Raw genomic sequence first — 18,285 nt, 5'->3', positions numbered from 1 at the left:
TCGGAAAATTTGCTAACTCAATCTAATTTAAAAATTAACAGCTTTTCATCTCGTTAATTTTGGCTAAAGCCGGGGACCAGGGGACTCAATTCTAGGGAATGGGCTAAAGCCACATTCCTATTGATCTGGACCTGGAATAGAATTCAATTGCCCACTGCTTTAGCTGTGGGCTATAGGAAATTATTCCCTTTCATCGGCTTTAGCCAAAATCTTTATCCATAACCTCTCCAATCCCATTTTTGCTATTTCATCCTAATGGCTAAAGCCTGGGTTTACGGGGCTCAATTTCAGGGAATGGGCTAAAGCCGCATTCCTATTGAGGAATAAAAATTTTGAGGAATAATTATTTGGAACCAGGATTTCTATAATCAATTGCCCACTGCTTTGGCCTGATGAAATAAGGTCTTCCATTAGCGATCCAATTCCCGGGATATTTAACATTCCCTTATTTGGGCTAAAGCCCGGATTGTAAAATTTTATCCATGGGAATGGGCTAAAGCCGCATTCCTATTGAGGATTAATTTTCTGGGGTATGGTTCTTATAATCAATTACCTACTGCTTTAGCTGTGGGCATTCTGGTATTTATGGAAAATTGGCTTTAGCCAAACCATTTATCTATAACCTTTCAAATCCAAATTTCCCAAATTCATCTAGTTCGGCTAAAGCCTTGGTTCAGGGGACTTAATTTCAGAGAATGGCCTATTTCCTATTGAGCCATTTGTTTACAATCCAGAATTTGGAAGCAAAATTCCTGCAAATCAATTACCCACTGCTTTGGCCTGATGAGAGGAGTCTTCCATCAGCGATCCAATTCCCGGGATATTTAACATTCCCTTATTTGGGCTAAAGCCCGGATTGTAAAATTTTATCCATTGGAATGGGCTAAAGCCGCATTCCTATTGATCTGGACTTGGAATAGAATTCAATTGCCCACTGCTTTAGCTGTGGGCGACCTGGTATTTATGGACAATTGGCTTTAGCTAAAAATTTCAGCCCTAACCTCTCCTCTCAAAAATTGCTTTTATCATAAAAAAGGCCCTTCATCCGGTGATGAAAGTTCTTTTTAATCAAATTTGATTTTCAATCAGGGCAACATTTTGCTTCGGAAAACCATCAGCTTTTCCCGGGTCATGTCATGCATGGAGTGGGGGATGCCACCCAGACCTTCGCCGGAAGCATCCCTGCCTCCAAAGGGCATCCAGTCTGCCCTGAAGGCCGTGTGGTCATTTACCATCACAGCGGTGGCATTGAGCTTTTGTACGGTGTCCAGTGCCCGGTCAATGTCTTTGGTAAAAACAGCAGCCTGGAAATGATACTCAAGGCTGTTGGCCAATTCGATAGCCTTTGTCCGGTCTGAATAGGAATAAATACAAACCACCGGTCCGAAAATTTCTTCTTTGGATACCTTTGCTTCATGGGGAGGATTAAACAGAACCGTGGGTTCAAAGCAGGTGTCGCTGATGCGTTTGCCACCACAGAGCAGTTCGGCACCACCATCTACAGCCTCTTTCACCCATTCCTCGACCCGGTCCACCTCACTGGTGCGGATCAGGGGGCCTACTTCTGTATCTTCATCCAGCGGGTCGCCCACTTTTAGTTTTTTGGCGGCACTGGCCATATCCAGGGCCAGTTCCCTGGCGATCTCTTCCTGTGCAAAAACCTTCTGCACCGATACACAGACCTGTCCGGCATGGTAAAAGCCACCCTTTACCAAAAGGGGTAGCATGTCTTCCACATCTGCATCAGGTTCTACGATCACCGGGGCTGCCCCCCCATGTTCCAGGGCACAGCGGGTACCGGGGGCCAGTTTGGACTTCAGATACCAGCCAATCTTACCGGAGCCAATAAACGAAAGGAAATTAACCCTTTTGTCAGTTGCCAGCTTTTCGGTGAGTTCATTGGCGCATAGCACCATTTGCACCCAGCCTTCGGGTACGCCGGCCTCTTTTAAAATATCCACCAGCGCCAGGCAGGAAAGAGGTGTGGTGCTGGCGGGTTTGATGATCACCGGACAGCCGGCCGCAAATGCGGTGATGGTTTGGTGTACGATCAGGTTTAGCGGGTGGTTAAAGGCCGATATCGAGGCCACCACACCGATCGGCTCGCGAATGGTAAAAGCGAGCCGGTTTGAGGTGGCTGCGGTAAGCCCCATGGGCACTTGTTCTCCCCTGAGCCGGGAAATTTCCTCTGTGGCAATTTTTACCCCATTAATGGCGCGCAGTACTTCCACTTTAGAGTCTTTATAGGGTTTGCCGCCTTCTTCTGCTGCGGTTTTGGTAAGCGCTTCGATTTTGCCCTCCATGATTTCCCTGGCCTTCTCCAGGATTTCGATGCGCTTGTGGGCCGGTATCCAGCCAGACTGGTTCAGGAAAAGACCGTGTGCTTTTTGGATGGTTTTTTCTACTTCTGACTCATCCATCAGGGGCAATTCCCGGATCAAATGCTGGTCATAGGGAGAGGTGATTTTTAATTTTTTGGTATCTGTCATAATTTCGCTGTTTTTTCTTTTAACATTACATTTAATATGGGGTGATTGAGGGAATAATCCACCGGCAAATCAATCACATGCACTCCAGGGCTATTTAGGGATGTGTCCAGTATTTCCTGAAGCTGGCTGTCGCTCTCCGGACGGTAGCCATGGGCACCGTAACTGTTGGCATATTGGATAAAATCCGGATTGTTGAAGTCCAGACCGTAGTCTTTGAATCCCATATCTTCCTGCTTCCACTTGATCATCCCATAGGACTTGTCATTAAGGATGATGACCAGCAGATTCAGGCCTAAACGCACCGCCGTTTCCAGTTCCTGCGAATTCATCATAAATCCCCCATCACCGACTACAGCCACCACTTTTCGATCGGGGTGGAGCAGGTTCACTGTCATGGCCGAGGGCAATCCCGCACCCATGGAGGCCAGAGCATTGTCCAGGAGGAGGGTTTTGGGTTGGTAACAGGTATAGTTTCTGGCAAACCAAATCTTGTATACTCCGTTGTCCAGAGTGATCACATCCTTTTCTCCGAGTTTTTTGCGAAGCAGGTTTACCAGGCGCTGGGGTAGGGTGGGGAAGCGCTCGTCTTCAAAATATTTTGACAGGTGGCCTGCCACTTCATTTTTGACTTTTTTATAGTAGGAAAAATCCCAGTTTTGGGTTTTGCTGATTTTTTCTGTCAGCTTTTCTACAGAGTCGGTAATGTCCCCCACCACATTGAGCTGTGGGAAATAGACGGGATCCACCTCTGCCGGAGAGAAGTTGACATGAATGACTTTTTTACCACCATGCTTCATGAAAAAGGGCGGCTTTTCGATCACATCATGTCCTACGTTGATGATCAGGTCTGCAGCATCCAGGGCGGCATGCAAAAAGTCATTGCTTGAAAGTGCGGCAGTACCAAGGTAACGGGGGTGTCGCTCATCAATCACGCCCTTGCCCATCTGAGTGGTAAAGAAATATATGCCGGATTCATCTACAAATTTGGCCAGCGCCTGGCAGGTGATTTTTCTATTGGCTCCCGCACCAATCAGTAGCAGAGGCATTTTGGCCTTCTTGATCATGGATACGGCCTCGTCTATCGCTTTATCGTCTGGTTTCGGAATGATATGGCTGACGACATCAAATACGGTTTCATCTGTTTCTTCCTGGGCGATGTCCTCCGGCAACTCCAAATGTACCGCTCCGGGGCGCTCTTCTGTAGCCAGGCGGAAAGCCTCCCGGATATTCGAAGCAATCACATTGCTGTTGACGATCTGCTTGGTGTATTTGGTGATGGGGCGCATCATGTCGACCACATCGATGATCTGAAACCGGGCCTGCTTGCTTTTTTTTATGGGCTTCTGACCGGTGATCATCATCATGGGCATGGCGCCGAGTTGGGCATAAGCAGCAGGAGTTACCAGGTTGGTGGCTCCCGGACCAAGAGTAGCCAGGCACACGCCTGGTTTTCCGGTAAGTCGACCGTAGGTAGCTGCCATAAAGCCGGCACCTTGCTCGTGGCGGGTGAGGATCAATCTGATGCTTGATTTGCTCAATGACTGCAGGAGATCCAGGTTTTCTTCTCCGGGCACTCCGAAAATATATTCTACCCCTTCTTTTTCCAGGGCTTTGACAAATAAATCTGATGCTTTCATAGATAAAAATTGTAGAGTTTAATTCTGTGCAAATTTGATACTAATCTACCCTTTAAGAATTTAAATACCGAATTTTTTCACCATAAGGCCTGAATGCCTGTGATTTATTCTACATCTACCACCCTGGGTATGTAGGGAAAAATCCCTCATTCTGAGGTCTGACAAGTAGAAAATGTCCCAATTAGGATGACGATTGGTATTTTGCAATAAACGGGGATATAAGGTAATTGTTGGTTTTATCAGGATTAGACCTTAACATCATCTGGTAAACCTCTTATTCTCTGTACTTTTTCTCCCGATCCGCTGCCCTGCTCGGGACAGGCTTTGATGAAAAAGTACCAAAAAATCAAGACAAAAAAATCCTTCCTCCCACAAGCCTCCTGCGCCCTCCCGAAAAAAATCGGGACAGGCTCGGTTTTTTGTCGGGCCAACGCTCTTTGCGTAAAAAAATTTATCTCTTCTTTATTTAACAGATTTTTTAGGGTTTCTTCTTTACCAAAAATAGCTGATTCAATATCTTCACCGGTATGCTAAGCATTCAGAAAATACACCAATCAGGATGATAGTGTTCATTATTTAATACATTGATTTACAGATTTTTAATATACTGCTCATCGGTAGTTCTGCGAAGCAATCTGTATCGGAGCAGGAATATAACGAAAGCGAAGAGGGGACGGTATTAAAGGATTTGCGTACACGTATTTTTCAGACGGCCGCGGGTGCCTGGGTATTTTGGTCAATTCGAATGAAACCAGGTCTGCACCCTCGCAGTGACGATACCTACGGTCTTGGAGACGGTCCCTGAGCGGAGCCGGACGGCGGCAGGCTCAGCCTGAAAAGGGAGCAAGCTGAACTGGCGCGGGAACAGAAGGAAATTGAAGATGGCACCTTTCGATTCCCTTTAGCTAGCTTGGGGTCCTGCTTTTCCATTATCTCTAAAATTCCGGGCAAATGGGATACTGCCTGTTTAAGCCAATAATTTTGGCGTTAATCCAAAAAAAAAGGAGGAGGTAAAATACCCCCTCTTTTCCTTTCCAACTTATTAAAGATTAAAAAATTAACCCTAGTTAATGGTTAGTAGTGTTCTGTTCCACAAATAGGGGATATCCAATTTTCTTCCATCTGGCCTATTGGAGCTCCGTCCGGGGCGGGCAGGGGTTGCAGGAGCATCATCTCCTTATCTGGATTTTCTTTGAAATGGTTGATTTGATCCATGCAATACATGTAGTGCGCTTTTTGAGAAAAGTCAGCAGTATCCTGTGATTTTATCCAATCGTTTAACGCCGAGGCTTTCATCAAAGCAACAGCCCTTACCTGAGCCGCGGTGCCTGAGTTGCTTCCCAACTGCATCAAATGTTGCAGGACTAATTTTTCTACTGATCTCTTTATTTCAGCGGCATATCCGGATTGGGCCGGTGCCATCCAGGTAGCCTCCAATACCAGATCGATCATTTCATCCAGCCCGATTTGTCGGGGATCCATGGCTTTTTGGCTGATCAACCGAGAGGCTCTTTCTGGATGAAAGATGAGGGAAAGGCAATGGTGGGCCGCAATCTCCGCGGGGCTTAAAGGATCAAATACCAGACCGGTGGTTCTGTGGAAAGTTTCTCTTGGATTTGGATTGTAACCAAATGGTCTGGGGGGCAGCTGGTTCAGGATCTGGGTCGGTAGAGCCAGGTTTTCAGCCTGCAGGATTTCTAAAATCTGAGATAAAGCTTTCTCCTGTTCTTCTCTGGAAATGGTTTGGTGAATAGTGGTTTTATCACCTTTTATAGCATACCCATAATTCACTCCGCCCAGCAACTTGGCTGCGGCCTCTACCTGATACCGGTGGTACATGTAAACAGGAACCAGCAATTCTTCCAGTTTGGCAAGGGGAGTTCCGTCGGGAATCTTGTGGGCACCAAAATCATTCAGTACCAGTTTTCTGATAGCCAGTGTTTCCTTTAATTCGGTTACAGGGTCCGATCCATTGTCCCATAAATGGGTTTCGGGATGTGCTGAACCTGCCGGCCTTGCATCCTGGTCAGATAAAAAGTCAAGCCCATTTTCCTTATATTCAGCTATCCACTGGTTGAGCGCAGCTTGCTCCTCCATTCCTTCCGGCAGGGTTGAATAAGCCATTTTGATGGCAGCGATATCCCATTCACCAATTCCTTCCGCATAGGCATCAGACAGGTCTATCGCACCATCTTTTATCCTGACGGACGGATGCGGGTAATCCATGACCGAAGTTCTTCCCTTTGCACTTGCGATATAATTGTGCGGCAAACCAAGGGTGTGCCCGACCTCGTGGGCGGCCAGTTGTCGCATCCTGGCGAGTGCGAGGTCCATGATGGCTTGGTCATCGGGATTTTCGGCATCAAAGTTTCCTGCCAAAGCCTGGGCGATAAGGTAATCCTGCCTGACCCGCAGGGAGCCTAACGTAACTTTTCCCTTGATGATCTCGCCGGTGCGCGGATCGGTCACGCCTCCACCATAAGACCATCCTCTTGTAGAGCGATGTACCCACTGTACCAGGTGGTAGCGCACATCCATAGGGTCAGCATCCTCTGGCAACAATTTGACCTGAAATGCATTGATAAAGCCTGCTTTTTCAAAAGCCTCTGCCCACCAGCGGGTTCCTTCCGTAAGTGCCGTCCTTATAGGTTCGGGGGTTCCGGGATCTATGTAGTAAACGATGGGGTTTTCTACCTCGCTAGGTGCTGTCCCCGGGTTTTTCTTTACCAGCCGGTGCCTGCGGATGACCTGTTTTTCTATCGGTTCACTGATTGGAGTGGAATAGTCGTAGTAGCTGATGCCATTGACACCGGCCCTGGGGTCAAAACTTCTCATTTCAAAACCCGGCTCCGGTAAGCTCACAAACGAATGGTGCAATCTCAGGCTAATGGCCTTGGGTTCCGGCAGGATCTGACGGATGTAAGGGCCTGCCTGATCTCCGGTAAAGGTAATGGTAGCTTCTATCTCGGTATTTTTGGGAAAGCTTTTTGTTCTGGGTAGATAAAGCGCGGATCGGGATAAATCCACCTTGTAGTTGCCCTGTCCGTTTCTTTTGATGGTTTCCACTACGCCCAGAGCGTCCTGAAGGAAAAAATCAGTTGCATCTACAAGTATTTTCTGGTTTCCGCGGCCTGCAATTTTGAACCCCCAGAGAATGGAGGTGGCAAAAGACTCATCTACTGCTGCTTGTTCCGACGGGTTGCTGGACGAAACCCGATAAAGGTAGTTGTTGGCCTGGAGGAGCAATTTGTTGCCCACAGGTATAAAACTGACGATTTTTGCACCCGATATTCTTCCTCTGTCCAGTCCAATATCATTGGAGCCCAGACCAGCGGCCAGCGAGGGATAGTAAAGCGCTTCATTTTCGGTCTCCGGAATGGCCATCCATATTTTCCCACCTGCTTCGTCCCAATACAGGTCAATAAAGCCCTCCATTTTCTCCATTCCACGGGTGAGGGTAGCGATACTGGAGTCCCCATCCGATGTCGAAGAAGTATCCTGCCCCATCAAATCTATGCCATGTGCAAAAAATAGTAGCTTGCATACCAATATCAATCTCAATTTAAGCAAATCCATAAGCTGTTTTGTTCGGTTTCATTTACAAAAATAAAAAGGAATGCTTCAACTATCTATTTTGTAGATAGAAACCCTTGGGGAAAAATGCTGGCACTCTGTTATTGAATTTGCCGGATATTGGCGAAAAAAAATGTCTGGCATGCGCCTTTATACTGTTTACCTTACACCTTATAGCTTGAAAAAGATTTTTTTCTGGTAAATTTTTCATAGATTTGAAATGAATTAGTTGTTAGTGGCTAAGTTCAATCTGAGGAAGCCACCGGGCCCTAACCCGGGGTTTCCTCTTTTTTTTATCCTTTTAGTTTTTCCATCATGTCTTCTACGGTGGTGAGGAATTTGTCCTTAACAGCGGGATCTGGACTGGTGTCCCAATTTCCTTCTATGTGGTTGCCTCCCAGCATGATCCCGTCTCTCCTGGGGATAAAGTACACGCCTGACATGTTTGCCCGGTAGCTGAGCTCTGGTTGGGGGATCAGGAAGCAAAGCTGTCCGGATACCGGCAGCAGATCATCGTCTCCGAATATTTTCTTTGCACCCAGTCCGGTACAATTGACTATACATTTTTCCGGGAGCGCATCTACATCCTCGGGCCTGTGGAATTCATGGATATCTATTTTGCCTCCGGCAAGTAAAAAGTCATCCTTTAGCATCTTCAGGTAGGAGGGGATGTTGAATATGTTGGTAGGACTTTTGGTGACATTTTTAAACCTGAAAGGGTTTTCTCTCCGGGACAAGCTTTCTCCTTTGGGATAAAAATCCATCTCCCTGGTTATCAGCAGGTCCTTAATGGCTGGCTGTCCCGGATTAGGTCTGGAAACACGATCATCAGTGCGAATGCTGTAGTTGTCCATCCAGTCCACTACCTGGTTTAGCCCAAGCAGGCGTTGGTAGGTATGATAGGAATGATAATAGGCCCGTTTGAATTTTTCCTGGAATGCATCCGTGATCTGGTCCGGATCGATGAGTTTGTGTGAGGGCGACCAGGTGCCGGTGGCCATGGCCGAAGTGACATTGGGGTACAGGTCTTTGGTGTAGATCGTCACCTCATATCCTTTTCGCTGCAGAGTCCGCGCGGTAGATAGTCCCAGTACCCCACAACCCATCACGGCAACTTTGCTCAGTCCCGGATCTGCAGGCACCATTTCACAGGCCAACATGGCAGAGCCCCAGGACAATGACCAGCCGCTTCCACCATGCCCATAGTTGTGAATCAATGTTTTATTGCCCAGCTCTTGGATTTCGATCCTGGGTCCACTGCGCCGGAAAGGCCTCAAACCTACTGTTTCCTTGATGACCCGGGATGACGATACTTTTACCCTCGGCAGCCTAACCCGGTTGCCGATATAAAATCCAGCATCTCTTTCCCCTGCAGCGGATATTGTGTGACTTCCCATGCATCCAGCACCCAAAGCTGCTATGCTGACTTTCTTAATAAAGTCCCTTCGTGGATGAATCATTTAAATATGGTTAAAGTGATGATTTACTAGATCAGTCTGGGTTTACTGGAAAGTGTAGTTGTTAGTATGGTTGAAATAATAACCAATATTATCAAATTATTCATTTATTTTCAAAAAATAGGTTCAAAAAATATCTGTTTAAATGGATTTTATTGATTATCAATTATGTCGATGATTTAATTTTACCCAAAACTTTTTTAATAATGCGGAGGGGAATTGGATGGCATCAGGATGTTCGTGATGTTGCTGATATTCATTTGTCCTGAGGGGGAAATGGTCTGGTGTGACTTTTTTGCCGGTTTAATTTAACTCCAACCACTTATTACTGATTGCAGTCAGAAAAAAACGATGCATTTATCCGGAATCAAAGTATAGCATTCGAAGCGCCTATCCCCGGGAATATCCGAGATTGTCCAGGCCCCGGCGACTGATGGGATTGGAAGTCTCTAACCGCGCGCGCAGCTGCCCATAGTTGGATTGTGCGTCAGCGGGCTAACAGGTCGGGATGGGCTCATGGTGTTTCCACAGCAAACCTGATTTTTCCTGCCGGCCTGATCTGCGCCAATTTGGAGATTGAGGCCCGGTCAATCTGGAGAAGCCGGTGGTATCCCCCTGTGACCTGGGCATCCCGCATCAGTACGATCATTTTACCAGAAGGTGTCAATTGTACCGTACCCGGATAAACCGGGGCTGAAATCAATTCTTTGAGATCGTTGTCCACTATTTCCTCCAACTGGATACCCATTCGGCTTTGGCTGTTGGAAAGGGTAAAAGCGTGTTGTTGAATTATCTGCTGTGCCTTTTCGGGGAGCAGCGAAAAAGAGGGTCCGGGGTAGGCCCGCAGGCATTGCTCTTCTGGAAAATTTTGGGGTTTGACTCTGGCCTGATCATCTGGAATGAACCTGCGTCCCGGCATAAAATCCAGTTGATCGTTGTTCGAAAATTTTTCCTCAGGGGTAATTCCCCGGTAAAATGATTGGCTGCCCAGGATTTTCTCCGCTTGAAATGTGCCATTTATTGCCATATAGGCCCACTGTCCGGCGCCAGGAGGGGATAGGGTCAACCGGTCATTTTTGCGCACATTGATCACCTGGTTTGCAGCGAACAGATGCCCCTGACAACGGACTTTACCAACCGCTCCTGTAAAGACCAATTGGGTGGAAGCTGAGAAGATCATTTCCAACCCGCCCATATAAATTTCCAGGCAGGCAGCCTCAGGTTCCCTTCTCATCAGGTGATTGGCCAGTAAAAAGGAGTCAAGGTCCATAGGACCTGACTGGGGTACACCTGATGCGGCAGAGCCGGCCCTGCCTGGATCCTGCAATGTGCTCATGATTCCTGCTTTTTTCAAAAGAATTTTAGCCTTCATATGCTTTGCTTTCCCATTCAAACGATTGCTTTTCCCTGATCCGGCTATACGCGTCCTGACCGATTGCCTCAAATCGAATCCGGTCTCCGGGCCTGAATGGAAGTTTCAGTTTTCCCTCCTGAAAAAATTCTACCGGACTCGCGCCTACCTGATACCATCCGCCGGGACTTGCCATGGGATAGATACCTGTCTGCCCACCACCTATAGCTACGGATCCTTTTTCAATTTTTCTGTCAGGCCGGGATTTCCTGGGGACGTGCAGGTCTTTGTCCAAACCTCCCAGATACATAAATCCCGGCAGGAAACCATAAAAATAGAGCAGATAGGCTGGAGCGGTATGTTTTTTGACAAAAGATGGGTGACTTAGTCCTTTTTTCTTCAAATATGTCTCCAGCTCCGGTACCAGATCCAAATCATAGCAGACTGGTAATCTCCACTCCATAGGTTTTACCAGGTAAGAGCTATTCTGGCGCTTTCGCAACTGCCGCAGCGACTCGACACAGTGTTTGGCCGGCAAGGCTTCGTTCAGTTCTATTCCGAGAATATGGTACCCATGGTGAATCGAGCGGATTTTATCGCTCCAATGATCAACTATCATTTTTTCAAAGGCTAGGATATCGAATAAAATGCCTTCCTCTATTCGATCCGGCCAGTGGACTTCTACGATCTCAGGGCTGAGGGAAAAATACCTGACTGGGTAGTGCGTCATGGCTGTTTCGTGTTTGCGATGAGTTTTGATGAGATCATTTTTGCAATGCTTACAGCCTGGGGATGGTCACCGTGTATACATATGGTGTCTGCACAGATAGCCAATAGCTCTCCGCTATGGGCTTTGACCTTTCCTTCATTCAGGATAAGCGACACCTGTTCGGCTATTTCCGTCAAATCTGTAAGCAGGGCCCCGGGATGCTTTCTGGGCAGTAATGTTGTTGCGGTGGAATACCGGCGGTCCGCAAATACTTCGAAACGCAATCTTAGATTGCGTTGGCTGGCGGCTATGGCCATGCAGGAACCAAAAGGTGCGTAGAGCAATTGATCAGGGTAATAATCTTTGACAAATGCCGCAAGCAGATCTGCCAGTTCCTGATCTTTGAGGCTGTCGAGATACAGTGCACCATGAAACTTGATGTGATGCAAGGGAAGACCTTCTTTTTGCGCCTGGTTTTTTACCTTATCAATTTGTTCTTTCAGGCTTTTTTTAAGGCTTTGGGACTCCATATACAAGGAAACCCTGCCAAAATTGGCCCTATCCGGATAGGAGGGGTGAGCTCCGATGTTAACCAGGTATTTTTTTGCCATTTTGACGGTTTCTGCAATGCAATTGTCATCCCCTGCATGTGCTCCGCAGGCAATATTACAGCTTCCCAGATACGGCATGATTTGACGATCAGTTGGCATGCCCTCGCCAAGATCACAGTTGATATCCAGATTGCTTTTCATACAACAGAAACTTTTTTTGAGCGCCGGCAAACCCTGTTGAGCTGCCGGTTTGTGCTGAATTACATTAACAATTTTTGTGAAAAATCTTACAACATTAGCAATTTCAATTACGTCTTGAAGGTAAAAATTAAGGAGAACTTATGAAATTTTCACGCAATATATTCGCTGTGTTGGTAGTGTTCTGGATGGCCTCCTGCAGCCCTGTGAGGGTCTTTCTGGAAAAAAATGAGGTAGCAGAGGTAGCCGATTACAAAACTTTCTTTGTGATCAACCAATATTATGACAAGGATGCCTTTGAATCACCGGTACTGGAGGATAATCTTCAAAATAGCCTCACTGAGGGAATGAAAAGTTTCGGTTTTGAGCAGGACATGGAAAGGCCAGATTTGATCGTGCGGTACAATACCAATCTGACAGACCGGCAAAAGGAGGTCAATACGGCACCCATGATGAACCCATATTATGGTTTGGGCTGGTATAGCCCCTGGATGATGCCCTGGGGATCCAATATGGGAGGTTTCCGGGTGGAAAATTATGATATGGGTGAGTTGGTGGTGGATTTTATAGACACCCGACAGGATAAAGTAGTGATGCGTATCAGTGCCGTTGGCGAGATCAATAAACCTCAGCAGAAGAGTAAAAACCTTAAAACTTCAGTTGAAAAAATCCTGAAGACCTTTTCTAAGAAGGTGACTTCCTGATGACAAGGCCCCCGGCCTGATCAGTATTCGATGCTGAAATTAGATTTAAGGTGGGCGTAAAGCCGGTGGATGGGCAATCCCATCACTGTATAATAGGAGCCATTGATGCTTTCTATACCAATAAGTCCTATCCAGTCCTGGATACCGTAAGCCCCCGCTTTATCAAACGGTCGGGAAGATTGTATGTAATGGCTTATTTCTGTGCTATCCAGGGCCGAAAAACTGACCTGTGTAGTATCAGAAAACACGGTGGTATGGCTGCCCTCCGTGATGCAGACAGCCGTTACTACTTTGTGGCTTCTACCCTGGATCTGCTCCAGCATTGCCCTGGCTTGTTCCTCATCTGCGGGTTTGTTCAAAATGCATTCATTTACGATTACAGTAGTGTCGGCTGTAATCAGCAGGTCATGTTCATCGAGCAGGACCTGCAGGGCCATGGCCTTTTTTTTCGCCAGAAATCCTGCTACCAGCGATTTATCCAGGTCTTCTGGAAAGGATTCATCCGTATCCAGCGTTTTTATGGAGAAGGGGATTCCCAAATCTTTTAGCAATTGTTGTCTTCTGGGGGATTTGGATCCCAGAATGAGGTTTTTTCCGTAAATTTTCACCGCAGTAGGTTCGTTACTTGGTCTTCGTTTTTATTGTATTCCTGATTGGAATTCCGGACAGGTATCTGGCTGTGCTGCAGGCATCCGGATTTTATCAAAGCTAAAGTGCTTTTACGCCAGGTAAGAAAACCGGTTTTTCTTTTCACCTTAGGGCACAGGTACGCTGATCCTCTTTGCCGCGCGGACCTGTTTTTTCGGCTTAGGCGAGTAGGCGTCTTTCTGTTTCAGGAGGCAGCATAAACAGGAAGCAGTACGAAATAAACAAATATGGATCACATAAGAAAGGTTTTGCCAAAAGTCCGGTTAAATTTGGGAGAACGAGTTAAAAGCATTAGTTTTGAGGGTTTGAATTATCGATCTAAAGCTATTAGTCATACAGTAAAGTTATTGCAAGTTGGATATATTTGAAAAACTGAATACGAACCTTGGTCCTTTGGGAAAGCATTCCGAATTGTCGGAGGGATATTTTATGTTTCCAAAGCTTGAGGGGGAAATTGCCCCTCGGATGAAATTTATGGGCAAAGAGGTACTCACCTGGAGCCTGAACAATTATCTGGGATTGGGAAATCACCCGGAAGTGAGAAAAGCAGATGAAGAAGCTGCCAGAAAATGGGGGGCTGCCTATCCTATGGGTGCCAGGATGATGTCCGGGAATACTGATCTTCATGAAAAGCTGGAAAATGAGCTGGCCGAGTTTGTAGGCAAGGAGAAGGCCTACCTGCTCAACTATGGCTATCAGGGCATCATGAGTGTGATAGATTCTCTGATCGACAGGAAGGACGTGATCGTATATGATGGGGAATGTCATGCCTGTATCATCGATGCGCTGAGAATGCATATGGGAAAACGTTTTGTTTTTCCCCACAATGATATGGAAAGCTTCGGGAAGCAGCTTAAAAGAGCGGAAAAGCTTACCCGCGAAACGGGTGGCGGTATTCTCGTCATCACAGAGGGTGTTTTCGGCATGACCGGAGATATGGGAAACCTGAAGGAAATCGTTGCTTACAAGGAAAAATTCCAATTCAGGCTTCTGGTAGACGATGCACATGGCTTCGGAACCATGGGAGCGACCGGAGCAGGTAGTGGGGAAGCGCAGGGCGTACAGGATCAGGTAGACCTTTATTTCTCTACTTTTGCCAAGTCCATGGCAAGTATTGGCGCATTTATTGCGGGAGATGCCAGGATAGTGCATTATCTGAAATACAACATGCGCTCTCAAATATTTGCCAAAGCGCTGCCGTTAATCATGGTAGAAGGTGGGCTGAAGCGATTGGAAATGCTGAGAAGCAGGCCGGAATTCAGAGAAAACCTATGGAAGGTAGTTAATGCCCTTCAGAATGGGTTGAAAGAAAAGGGATTTAGCATAGGCAAGACCAATTCACCGGTTACACCAGTAGTATTGAACGGTACTGTTGGTGAAGCAGCTACCCTGAGCAAAGATCTAAGGGAACATTACAATATATTCTGTTCGGTGGTGATCTATCCGGTGATTCCGAAAGGCATGATCATTCTCCGATTGATTCCGACAGCGGTACATACGCTGGAAGATGTGCAGGAAACAATTACTGCATTTGAGGCGATAAAAGGAAAATTGAGCAGCGGATACTACAAAACAACCGAATTGGCGACTTCATTTGGAGAATAAATGGAGAAAAAGCGGGCACAACTGTAGATTTATAAACATTTTGCCTATATTGAATAAAAAATTAATCTTATCATCAACCTTAATTAACTTTTAATTATGAACAGATTTAGTGAAATCAAAGATCTTATTATGTCGCTGGAAGCTGATTTTGAAAAATTCTACGACAAGAAAAATCAGGCCGCTGGTACCAGAGTAAGAAAAGGAATGCAGGATTTAAAAAATTTGGCACAGGATATCCGAAAAGAAGTTCAAGACATCAAGAATAGTTAACAGTAAAAAAGAGGCTGTCCGAAAAGTCGGGCAGCCTTTATTTTAGTTGTTTTTCTCCAAAAATGGTATTTTGGAGTTGTACAATAAAGCGACAATAAGGTTAACCGATTCACATTTAATGGATTAGAAAAGCTAGCAATAGAATTTACGCTGATGGCACTAGGGCATAACCTTAGGAAGCTAATGGCAGCAGCGCTCTTTCCAGCTAAAAACTGTTTTCGCAACCCCAAAACCGGCTTACATCGCGGTACTTTTGTGCGAAAATCACGCTTTTAATTTATCAGTGCTAAGAAATATTAGAGATTCCAACTTTTCCGAATTTTCCGGAAAAATAGCCCTATAGATAAGGCTACCCTTTTTCGGACAGCTTTTTTTGCTCCGATTTCAGAAATAAATTCAGGCGGTCGTACATGCAGAGGCAGGCTTTTTGAACTGCCGCATCCAGGCACAAGGATGGTGTTTTAATACCCTAAATATTGGCATTTTTTGATATTGAATCAGACAAAGTACCGGAGGGAAAGTCATGATTTTTTGAATGTAATGCCGTAAAATTCACAAAATAATTTTAGTTAAAAAATCTGGAATAATAGATAAAAATTTAGTAAAAATTACAATATTTACAAGTAGAAGATGCTTTTATCTTTTATAGACAAGAAACTGAATTTCAAAGGATTAAAAATACCATAAGGTTTAATTTGATTTTTTAATAGCGGAAAGAGATGTGGGGAAAAGTAGTAAATGCCTTGTTTAACAAAAGGCTAAAAGAGACCGACGACAGGATTTTCAAAACCAGGCTGACCATCATGTCATGGGCCTATTTGTCTACCGTTTTTTGCTTTATTCAGTGCGTAGCACTGGTCTGGGCTTTTGGAGAAATTCAAGATGATTCTTTCAGATTCATTCCTTTCCTGTTCCTGCATTTGCTATTCCTTTATTTCCTTATTTTCAAAGAGTGGCTCATCCCATTGGCACATGTGAAAATTGGCCTATTACTGGTGCCTATTTTGGTAAACTTATTCATCATGCAGGATAGCATCATTCTGATAGTAGATATCGCTTCCTTTTTTAACATTTTGATTTTTAGCCTGATCATTCTTTCCCCCCGATGGACTGTTTTCTATTTTATCTTAAGTTTTATCCCGGTTGTGTGGGGCTATTTGCATTACGACAGCCAGCAATACCATCAAATTTTTTATGGCTATGAGGGTGGAGACTATGTTTTTGTTTCTGTGCTGGCCTATTTATTGGTAATGGCCTTCATTTCTCTTATTTGGATAAAAAATGCTTTAATTAAATCCATTGAGGTTCTGTCTGAACAGTCCGGTTTATTAAGGAAACAAAGGTCCAACCTGTTGGCCCAGGCCAGGGAATTGGAAAAGACAAACAAAGCCCTGGAAATTCAAAAGCAGGCTGAAAAAAAGGCAAGAGAAAATGCAGAATTGGCCAACAAGGCCAAAAGTACCTTTCTGGCTACGATGAGTCACGAAATCAGGACCCCGATGAATGGTGTACTGGGCATGGCCGGTTTGCTGAAGGAAACAAACCTGGATGATGAGCAACGGGAATTTGCCGACATTATCTGCAGCAGCGGAGAAACCCTATTGAATGTGATCAACGATATACTCGATTTTTCCAGATTGGAGTCCGGCGAAGTTACAATCGATCCACATGATTTCGATTTGCGTATTGTTATAGAAGAGGTATTGGATTTGTTCTCTGGACAGGCATCGAAAAAAGGTATCGACCTCCTTTACCATTTGCCCTCGGGGGTTCCAACACAGCTCTGGGCGGACGGAATGAGACTAAAGCAAATATTGATGAACCTGGTGAGCAATGCGCTAAAATTTACCGCCAGAGGAGAAGTACTGGTTAAAGTGGAATTAATGGTACAGACAGGCAATGCATGGATGCTTAAATTTCTGGTTCAGGATACCGGAATTGGTATTCCGGCCGATAAGCTCTCCAGGTTATTCAAATCCTTTTCGCAAGTTGATTCCTCTACTACAAGGCAATATGGAGGCTCAGGCCTTGGTTTGGCGATTTGTCGCCATCTTGTACATCAAATGGGCGGTGAAATAGGTCTTGAAAGCGAAGCAGGGATGGGTAGTACATTCTATTTTTCACTGCCTGTGAAAGCATCAGAAAAAGACAATGCTATAGCCTGTGTGAAAATCGACCAGAGTAAGCTAATCGGAAGAAAGGTACTCGTAGTGGACGATAATAATACGAACCTGAAAATTCTCAAGCTGCAACTCGAGAACCTGAACATGAAAATATATGCTGCTGCTTCAGCCGATACTGCCCTGGAGGTTTTGGATGCAGAAAATGAAATTCAAATCCTGATCACAGACATGGATATGCCAGAAAAAAATGGTCTGCAGTTGGCGCGGTCCGTTAGGACCGCATATCCGGATATGCCCATTATATTATTGAGTTCGGTAGGTGACCAATCCAAAATGAAACACTCAGGATTATTTTCAGCCGTGTTGAACAAGCCTGTTAAATACCACCAGCTATTGCAGGCCATGCTGGTCGGGCTGAATGGAAAATCAAAGGACGCCATACCGATGCAAAAGGTCAATAATAAGCTGAATGGTGAGTTTTCCAAAAAGAACCCCTTGCGCCTATTGGTAGCCGAGGATACACCCATAAACCAAAAGCTCATCACGATGATATTACAGCGTCTGGGGTATCAGCCTGAAATTGCCGGCAACGGCATACAAACATTGGAAATGGTATCAAAAAACAACTATGATTTGGTGTTGATGGATGTTCAGATGCCGGAAATGGACGGGTTGGAGGCAGCCATTCAGATCAAAGGCGAAATGAAAGCGGATTGTCCCTTAATTATTGCCATGACCGCAGGAGCCCTTCCTGAGGATAGGCAGCGCTGTTTTGAAGCAGGAATGGATGGCTATATCTCCAAGCCGATTGCAATGGATAAACTAATGGAAGTCCTGGAATTTGCTGCGATAAAAGTAAGAGAAAGCGTCCGATTTTCCTGAATCGGGTTCCGATATATTGAGCTTGGTATCTGCTGGCGAGCCGGATCATATGGCATAGCATTTTTTTAGGGCATTTGCAGTTGGTTCT

At 45.5% G+C, this 18,285-nt stretch carries 12 protein-coding genes; 4 read left to right on the top strand and 8 right to left on the bottom strand.

Features of this window, described 5'->3' with window-relative positions; translation table 11 throughout:
- Nucleotides 1-1,085: 1,085 nt before the first annotated feature.
- The 7 genes from BUB19_RS21150 to pxpA form a co-directional block, all read right to left on the bottom strand.
- Nucleotides 1,086-2,489 (bottom strand): aldehyde dehydrogenase family protein, encoded by a 1,404-nt coding sequence (locus BUB19_RS21150; RefSeq protein WP_073097545.1) that lies wholly within the window; start codon nt 2,487-2,489, stop codon nt 1,086-1,088.
- On the bottom strand, nt 2,486-4,126 hold the full coding sequence (locus BUB19_RS21145) for an acetolactate synthase large subunit (RefSeq protein WP_073097544.1): 1,641 nt from the start codon (nt 4,124-4,126) through the stop codon (nt 2,486-2,488). Before BUB19_RS21145 ends, BUB19_RS21150 begins: the two co-directional genes overlap by 4 nt.
- A 1,074-nt stretch (nt 4,127-5,200) precedes the next feature.
- The gene (locus tag BUB19_RS21135; protein WP_084097525.1) at nt 5,201-7,702 is read right to left on the bottom strand and encodes a zinc-dependent metalloprotease; all 2,502 of its coding nucleotides are present in this window, start codon (nt 7,700-7,702) and stop codon (nt 5,201-5,203) included.
- Nucleotides 7,703-7,992: 290 nt separating this feature from the next.
- Nucleotides 7,993-9,159 carry an FAD-dependent oxidoreductase gene (locus BUB19_RS21130; protein ID WP_073097541.1) on the bottom strand — a complete coding sequence of 389 codons (1,167 nt, stop codon included), beginning with the start codon at nt 9,157-9,159 and terminating at the stop codon, nt 7,993-7,995.
- Nucleotides 9,160-9,670: 511 nt separating this feature from the next.
- A complete protein-coding gene (locus BUB19_RS21125; RefSeq protein ID WP_178371543.1) occupies nt 9,671-10,492 on the bottom strand; it encodes a 5-oxoprolinase subunit C family protein in 822 nt (273 codons plus the stop codon).
- 25 nt (nt 10,493-10,517) lie between these two features.
- A complete protein-coding gene (locus BUB19_RS21120) occupies nt 10,518-11,237 on the bottom strand; it encodes a 5-oxoprolinase subunit B family protein (RefSeq protein ID WP_073097537.1) in 720 nt (239 codons plus the stop codon).
- Complete coding sequence (gene pxpA / locus BUB19_RS21115) at nt 11,234-11,968, bottom strand: 5-oxoprolinase subunit PxpA (protein WP_073097535.1); 735 nt, start codon at nt 11,966-11,968, stop codon at nt 11,234-11,236. Before pxpA ends, BUB19_RS21120 begins: the two co-directional genes overlap by 4 nt.
- Before the next feature lie 140 nt (nt 11,969-12,108).
- Here pxpA and BUB19_RS21110 point away from each other — a divergent pair, with 140 nt between their 5' ends.
- Nucleotides 12,109-12,669: a DUF4136 domain-containing protein gene (locus BUB19_RS21110; protein ID WP_073097533.1), complete on the top strand. Its 561-nt coding sequence runs from the start codon at nt 12,109-12,111 to the stop codon at nt 12,667-12,669.
- 20 nt (nt 12,670-12,689) lie between these two features.
- On the opposite strand, the gene BUB19_RS21105 is transcribed toward BUB19_RS21110, so the two are convergent.
- Nucleotides 12,690-13,277 carry a Maf family nucleotide pyrophosphatase gene (locus BUB19_RS21105; RefSeq protein WP_073097531.1) on the bottom strand — a complete coding sequence of 196 codons (588 nt, stop codon included), beginning with the start codon at nt 13,275-13,277 and terminating at the stop codon, nt 12,690-12,692.
- A 394-nt stretch (nt 13,278-13,671) separates the two neighbouring features.
- On the opposite strand from BUB19_RS21105, the gene BUB19_RS21100 reads away from it, so the two are divergent.
- The 3 genes from BUB19_RS21100 to BUB19_RS21090 all read left to right on the top strand — a co-directional run bounded on the left by BUB19_RS21100 (nt 13,672) and on the right by BUB19_RS21090 (nt 18,197).
- Nucleotides 13,672-14,922 (top strand): aminotransferase class I/II-fold pyridoxal phosphate-dependent enzyme, encoded by a 1,251-nt coding sequence (locus BUB19_RS21100; RefSeq protein ID WP_073097529.1) that lies wholly within the window; start codon nt 13,672-13,674, stop codon nt 14,920-14,922.
- Between the two features lie 96 nt (nt 14,923-15,018).
- The gene (locus tag BUB19_RS21095) at nt 15,019-15,192 is read left to right on the top strand and encodes a histone H1 (RefSeq protein ID WP_174238248.1); all 174 of its coding nucleotides are present in this window, start codon (nt 15,019-15,021) and stop codon (nt 15,190-15,192) included.
- 719 nt (nt 15,193-15,911) lie between these two features.
- Nucleotides 15,912-18,197, top strand: coding sequence for a response regulator (locus BUB19_RS21090; RefSeq protein ID WP_073097526.1), 2,286 nt, complete (start codon nt 15,912-15,914; stop codon nt 18,195-18,197).
- The last annotated feature ends 88 nt before the right edge of the window (nt 18,198-18,285 follow it).

This window comes from Cyclobacterium lianum (genome assembly GCF_900143075.1).
Taxonomy (GTDB): domain Bacteria; phylum Bacteroidota; class Bacteroidia; order Cytophagales; family Cyclobacteriaceae; genus Cyclobacterium; species Cyclobacterium lianum.
Note: the sequence above shows the minus strand (reverse complement) of the source record. Positions and strands in the feature narration are given on the sequence as shown.

Excerpts from the sequence above, each read along its gene's own strand:
- BUB19_RS21150 (WP_073097545.1), bottom strand. The coding sequence starts at position 2,489 with ATGACAGATACCAAAAAATTAAAAATCACCTCTCCCTATGACCAGCAT.
- BUB19_RS21145 (WP_073097544.1), bottom strand. The coding sequence starts at position 4,126 with ATGAAAGCATCAGATTTATTTGTCAAAGCCCTGGAAAAAGAAGGGGTA.
- BUB19_RS21135 (WP_084097525.1), bottom strand. The coding sequence starts at position 7,702 with ATGGATTTGCTTAAATTGAGATTGATATTGGTATGCAAGCTACTATTT.
- BUB19_RS21130 (WP_073097541.1), bottom strand. The coding sequence starts at position 9,159 with ATGATTCATCCACGAAGGGACTTTATTAAGAAAGTCAGCATAGCAGCT.
- BUB19_RS21125 (WP_178371543.1), bottom strand. The coding sequence starts at position 10,492 with ATGAGCACATTGCAGGATCCAGGCAGGGCCGGCTCTGCCGCATCAGGT.
- BUB19_RS21120 (WP_073097537.1), bottom strand. The coding sequence starts at position 11,237 with ATGACGCACTACCCAGTCAGGTATTTTTCCCTCAGCCCTGAGATCGTA.
- pxpA (WP_073097535.1), bottom strand. The coding sequence starts at position 11,968 with ATGAAAAGCAATCTGGATATCAACTGTGATCTTGGCGAGGGCATGCCA.
- BUB19_RS21110 (WP_073097533.1), top strand. The coding sequence starts at position 12,109 with ATGAAATTTTCACGCAATATATTCGCTGTGTTGGTAGTGTTCTGGATG.
- BUB19_RS21095 (WP_174238248.1), top strand. The coding sequence starts at position 15,019 with ATGAACAGATTTAGTGAAATCAAAGATCTTATTATGTCGCTGGAAGCT.
- BUB19_RS21090 (WP_073097526.1), top strand. The coding sequence starts at position 15,912 with ATGTGGGGAAAAGTAGTAAATGCCTTGTTTAACAAAAGGCTAAAAGAG.